Source organism: Arthrobacter sp. GCM10027362, from assembly GCF_042679445.1.
Classification (GTDB): domain Bacteria; phylum Actinomycetota; class Actinomycetes; order Actinomycetales; family Micrococcaceae; genus Crystallibacter.
In genome coordinates this window covers 1-5,485 of record NZ_JBHTML010000228.1, presented here as the reverse complement: position 1 = coordinate 5,485, position 5,485 = coordinate 1, and the positions used below count along the sequence as shown (strand labels likewise).

6 protein-coding genes are annotated in these 5,485 nt (G+C 70.0%); all 6 read right to left on the bottom strand.

What is annotated here, in order from left to right; all coding sequences use genetic code 11:
- A partial coding sequence (locus tag ACFQ36_RS20310) for a hypothetical protein (RefSeq protein WP_377016960.1) occupies nucleotides 1–516 on the bottom strand: 516 nt, incomplete at its 3' end.
- The gene (locus ACFQ36_RS20305) at nucleotides 491–2,539 is read right to left on the bottom strand and encodes a flagellar biosynthesis protein FlhA (RefSeq protein WP_377016958.1); all 2,049 of its coding nucleotides are present in this window, start codon (nucleotides 2,537–2,539) and stop codon (nucleotides 491–493) included. The genes ACFQ36_RS20305 and ACFQ36_RS20310, both read right to left, overlap by 26 nt.
- Before the next feature lie 2 nt (nucleotides 2,540–2,541).
- Nucleotides 2,542–3,675, bottom strand: a complete 1,134-nt coding sequence (locus ACFQ36_RS20300; RefSeq protein ID WP_377016956.1) for a flagellar biosynthesis protein FlhB — start codon at nucleotides 3,673–3,675, stop codon at nucleotides 2,542–2,544.
- On the bottom strand, nucleotides 3,676–4,434 hold the full coding sequence (locus ACFQ36_RS20295) for a flagellar biosynthetic protein FliR (protein WP_377016954.1): 759 nt from the start codon (nucleotides 4,432–4,434) through the stop codon (nucleotides 3,676–3,678).
- A 1-nt stretch (nucleotide 4,435) separates the two neighbouring features.
- On the bottom strand, nucleotides 4,436–4,711 hold the full coding sequence (gene fliQ, locus ACFQ36_RS20290; RefSeq protein ID WP_377016952.1) for a flagellar biosynthesis protein FliQ: 276 nt from the start codon (nucleotides 4,709–4,711) through the stop codon (nucleotides 4,436–4,438).
- 11 nt (nucleotides 4,712–4,722) lie between these two features.
- On the bottom strand, nucleotides 4,723–5,481 hold the full coding sequence (fliP, locus tag ACFQ36_RS20285; protein WP_377016962.1) for a flagellar type III secretion system pore protein FliP: 759 nt from the start codon (nucleotides 5,479–5,481) through the stop codon (nucleotides 4,723–4,725).
- Nucleotides 5,482–5,485 lie beyond the last annotated feature (4 nt).

The following is a 5,485-nucleotide window of genomic DNA, read 5'->3' as shown; positions in this document are numbered from 1 at the left end:
CGGCAGGGCCGTCTCCGCTTCGATGGAAGCCGGCGCCTCCGGCAGCCGTACGGCCCGGCCGGCATCCGGGCCGCCGGCGGGAAGGGCGGCCGGAGTCTGGCCGGTGTTGAAGGTCAGATCATCCATGAGCCTGGCGAAGCCGCCCGAGCCGGTGGAAACGTCCAGTTCCGGCGGCCGGCCGTGCAGCTTCGCTTCGAGTGCCTCGGCCTCCGCCAGCAGCGCGGCGATCCCCGCCCGCCTCGGGGCATCCAGCGCATGGGCGCGGCGCCAGCCCTGCTCCGCTGCGGTATCCGTTCCGGTGCCCCGCGCCGCATCCGTTCCGGCGTCCGGCGGCCCGGGGCGGTCCGGAATTTCCACCGTAACCTCGTAGTGGTGCCGGGCCAGGTAACCGCGGATCCCGCCGACCGTGACCTTCTCGGCCGCCACGATCCGCGCCGCCGTGCCGTGCTCGGCAAGCACCTGGGCGCGCAGTTCCTGCAGCGAGGTGCCTTTAAGCTGCAACCGTGTCGGCGACACGGACCACCCCCACGGTCTCGATCTTCACATTCGCGGCGGTGACCTCCTGGTAGGAGAGCACCGGCAGGCCCCCGGCCTGGGCCGAGACCAGCCGGCGGATTGCCGGCCGCAGTGCCGGCGCGCAGACCAGGACAGCGGTCAGCCCATTGGCCTCCACGTTCCGGACCGCCTCCTGCAGCGACTGGACCACTGCCTCGGTGCGGTCCGGAGCCAGCAGGATCTGGGTGCCGTGCTCGGAGGGCCGCAGGCCCTCGAGCATGCTTTGCTCCAGCACCGGATCGATCATGATGACGCGCAGCAGCTGCCCATCCAAGTACTGGGCGGTCAGCGCAGGACCGAGCGCCTGCCGGGCCGCCTCGACCAGGCCCTCCGGCTCGGTGGAGACCCGCGCGCGCAGGGCGAGGGCCTCGTAGATCCGGGGCAGGTCGTTGATCGGGATCTGCTCGGCCAGCAGCCCCTGCAGCACGCGCTGGACCTCGGCCAGGGTCAGCACGGAGGGCACCAGTTCCTCCACCGCCGAGGGATTCACCGCCTTGACCCCCTCGGTCAGCACGCGCACATCCTCCCGGGTGAGCAGCCGGGCGGCATTGCCGGTGATCATCGCGGACAGGTGGGTCACCAGCACGGAGACCCTGTCGATCACGGTGGCGCCGGCCATCTCGGCGCTGTGGCGCATCTCGGCCGGCACCCACTTGCCGGCCAGGCCGAAGACCGGTTCCACCGTGGCCGTGCCCGGCAGCGCCTCCAGGTTCTCCCCCAGCGCCAGCACCTTCCCGGCCGGGGCCAGGCCGCGGCCGGCTTCCACCCCGGCAATCCGGATCACATAGGTGGCCGAAGGCAGGTCGATGCTGTCCCGGGTGCGCACCGGCGGCACCACGATGCCCAGGTCCATGGCGATCTTCCGGCGCAGTGCCCGCACCCGGGCGAGCAGGTCGTCCGGTCCGCCGGAGACCAGGTCCACCAGGTCCGGCGCGAGCTGGATCTCCAGCGCGTGCACGCGCATCTGCTCGATCAGGTCCTCGGTGCTGTCCGCCGCTGGGGCACTCGCGGCGGCGGCAGCGGCCTCGTCGCCGGCCAGGCGCGCCGCCTCCGAGGCCTTGAGCTTCTGCGCCGCGAACAGCAGGAAGGCGCCCACGAGCACGAACGGAATCTTCGGCATGCCCGGGATCAGCGCCAGCACGACCGCGGCGCCGCCGGCGATCATCAGGGCATTGCGGGACTGGGACAGCTGGGCGGAGGCGGTGGAGCCCATGTCCGCCTCCGCGTTGGAGCGGGTGACGATCATGCCGGTGGACACGGCCATCAGCAGGGCCGGGATCTGGGTGACCAGCCCGTCCCCGATGGTCAGCAGCGAATAGGTCTGGACGGCGTCCATGATGTCCTGGCCGCGCTGGAGCATGCCGATGGCGATGCCGCCCACAAGGTTGATAATGATGATGAGCAGGCCCGCGATGGCGTCGCCCTTGACGAACTTGGAGGCGCCGTCCATGGCCCCGTAGAAATCCGCCTCCGCCGAGACGGCGGCACGCCGCTCGCGCGCCTGGCTGTCCGTGATCAGCCCGGCGTTCAGGTCCGCGTCGATGGCCATCTGCTTGCCGGGCATGGCATCGAGGGTGAAGCGCGCGCCCACCTCGGCCACGCGCTCGGCTCCCTTGGTGACCACCACGAAATGGATGACCACCAGGATCAGGAACACCACCACGCCGATGATCATCGAGCCGCCCACGGCCACGTGCCCGAAGGCCTCGATGACCTTGCCGGCGTAGCCCTCGCCCAGGACCAGCCGGGTGGAGGCCACGTTCAGGCCCAGCCGGAACAGCGTGGCCACCAGCAGCAGGGAGGGGAACACGGAGAAGTCCAGCGGCTTCTTCACGAACATGGTGGTCAGCAGGATCACCAGGGCGAACAGGATGTTCACCGCGATCAGGAAGTCCAGGATCCCCACCGGGACGGGGACCACCAGCAGCATGATGATGCCGACCACCCCGAGGGGCACGGCGAGCTTGGACAGGTTGCGTTTCATCTTCAGTCCCTGTGTTCGGATCGGGCTGGTGCAGCGTCGGTCATGGCGGGTTCGGACAGGGCGGGCCGGGCCAGGGTGTGCATGCCGGCGGCGGCGCCGCGGGATTTCAGCGCCATCACAAAGGCGAGCACCCGGGCCACCGCGTTGTAAAGCTCCACCGGGATCTCCTGGCCGATCTCGCAGGCCGCGTGCAGCGCCCGGGTCAGCGGCACGTCCCGGACCATCGGCACGCGCTTGGCTTCGGCTTCCTCGCGGAGGCGCGCGGCGATGGTCCCGGCGCCCTTGGCCACCACGCGCGGGGCGGATTTGCCCGGCTCGTACTTCAGCGCCACGGCGTAATGGGTTGGGTTGACCATGACGACATCGGCCCCGGCGACGGCGGCGATCATCCGGTTGCGGCTCATGGCCAGCTGCCGGGAGCGGCGCTGGGATTTAATCAGCGGATCCCCGTCCGAGTTCTTGTTCTCGTCCCGGACTTCCTTCTTGGTCATCCGGGTTTTCTTCCGGTTCCGGCGCAGCACCACCAGGATATCGGCCGCGGCCAGCGCCAGTCCGGCGATCACCGCGGTGCGCACCAGCGTGGCGGTGCCGGCCCCGGCCGTATCCAGCAGCGCCGAGACGGACAGCCCGCCGGCGGTCATCAGCACCGGCACCAGGTCCTGGACCACCAGGTACAGGACCAGGCCGACGGCGAGCGTTTTCAGCAGCGCCTTGGCCCCCTGCCAGAGGGCCTGGGTTCCGAAGGTGCGTTTCAGCCCGTTGAGCAGGTTCAGGTGCTCCGTCTCCAGCCGGAACTTCTTGAAGTGGATCCCGCCCTGCAGCGCGGCGCTGGCCGCCACCGCCAGCACGACGACGGCCAGCAGCGGGCCGAGGACGTGCCCGATGGAGCCGAGCCCCTCCGCCAGCGCCTGCAGCGCGGTGTCCGGATCCGGGTTGGCGGCCAGCGTCCGGACGGCGACGAGCTGCTCGGAGGCGGCCTCCGCGCCCCGGGTGACGGCGGCAGGCAGCATCAGGGCGGCGGCGGCCACGCCCACCCAGGCGGTCACGTCCTGGGACCGGGACAGCTGGCCCTTGGACCGGACCTCCCTCATCCGTTTCCCGGTGGCCTGCTCTGTGCGCTCCTCGGCATCGGACACCTAGCCCACCCCCAGCAGCGCGCCGGCCGCCTGCTGCACCAGCGAGGAGACCACCCGCGGCAGCACCACGAACACCACCGAGGCCAGGGCCAGGGTGAGCAGGATCTTCAGCGGGAACCCCAGGGCGAAGGCGTTCAGCGCCGGGGCCACGCGGGTGAGCAGGCCCAGGCCGGCGTCGGCCAGGAACAGCACCACCAGCAGCGGTCCGGCGATCTGCACCGCGGCCAAAAACATCTGCGTGACCGCGGTGGCCATCGCCTGCACCGGCGCGGCCAGGTCGAGGCCGCCGCCCAGCGGCAGCGCGGTGAAGGTGCGGACCAGCCCGCCGATGATCAGCTGATAGCCGTCCGAGGCGAACAACAGGGCCAGCGCGGTCATCTGGAACAGCCGGGTGAACTGGGCGCCGTTGACCTGGGACTGCGGGTCGAAGGCCTGGGCCAGTGAAAAGCCGCCGAACAGGTCGATCAGGTTGCCGGCGGACTGGACCGCGGAGAAGACCACGAGCACCAGGAAGCCGAGCACCGCGCCGGTGAACAGTTCCAGCACCAGGGCACCGAAGTACCCGGCGGTGTCCAGGGACCTGTAGCCGGGCACCACCTGCGGGGAGACCGCCAGCGCCAGGCCCACGCCGAGCATCGCCTTGATCCGTGCCGGGATTGCCCGGTAGGAAAACGGCGGGGCCACCACCAGGAAAGCCACCATGCGCACGCCGGCGAGCATGACGGCCTCGAGCCAGTGCTGGTCCAGGGGAATGGACATCTCAGTTCCCGCCCAGCAGGCCGGGGATTTTTTCGAACAGCTGGTGGGTGAAGCTGACCATCTCGGTGATCATCCAGTGCCCGCAGACCAGCAGGGCCAGCGCCACGGCGATCGCCTTGGGCACGAAGGACAGCGTGACCTCCTGGATCTGGGTCATGGACTGGACCAGGGACACCGCGAAGCCGACCACCAGCGCCGTCAACAGCACCGGCGCCGAAAGCTTGGCGGCCACGAACAGTCCCTGCAGGCCGATGTCCAGCACCGCACTGGTATCCATCAACTGCCTCCCTAGGATCCCTGGTAGCTGGAGATCAGCGAGGTGATGACCAGCCCCCAGCCGTCCACCAGCACGAACAGCAGGATCTTGAACGGCAGGGAGATCATCACCGGCGGCAGCATCATCATGCCCATGGACATCAGCGCCGCCGAAACCACCAGGTCGATAACCAGGAACGGCACGAAGATGACGAAGCCGATGATGAAGGCCGCGCGCAGCTCGGAAATCATGAACGCCGGGATCAGCGTCTGCAGCGGCACATCCGCCGGATCCGCGGGGTTGTCCAGGCCGGCCGCCCGGGTCATCAAGGCCAGGTCCTCCTGCCGGGTGTGCCCGAGCATGAACTGCTGCAGCGGACCGGACGCGGCCTCCAGCGCCGCGCCGAAATCGATCCTGCCTTCGAGGTAGGGCTGTACGCCCAGGCTGTTCACCTCGGTGACCACCGGCCACATGATGAACAGGGACAGGAACAGCGCCAGTCCGGCCAGCACCTGGTTCGGCGGGATCGAGGGCAGCGAGAGCGCGTTCCGGGTCATCGCCAGCACCACGAAGATCTTGGTGAAGGACGTCATCATCAGCAGCAGCGCCGGCGCCACCGCGAGCAGCGTGATGCCCAGCAGCGTGACGACGGCGGAGGAGGGCGTGCCGTCCGGGCCGTTGATTTCCACCGACAGCCCGCCGCTGCCGGGGACCGCGGGAGCCGTGGGGTTGGCCGGATCCAGCGGCGGCAGCGGCGAAGCCTGCGCGCCGGCACCGCCGAGCAGCAGCAGGACG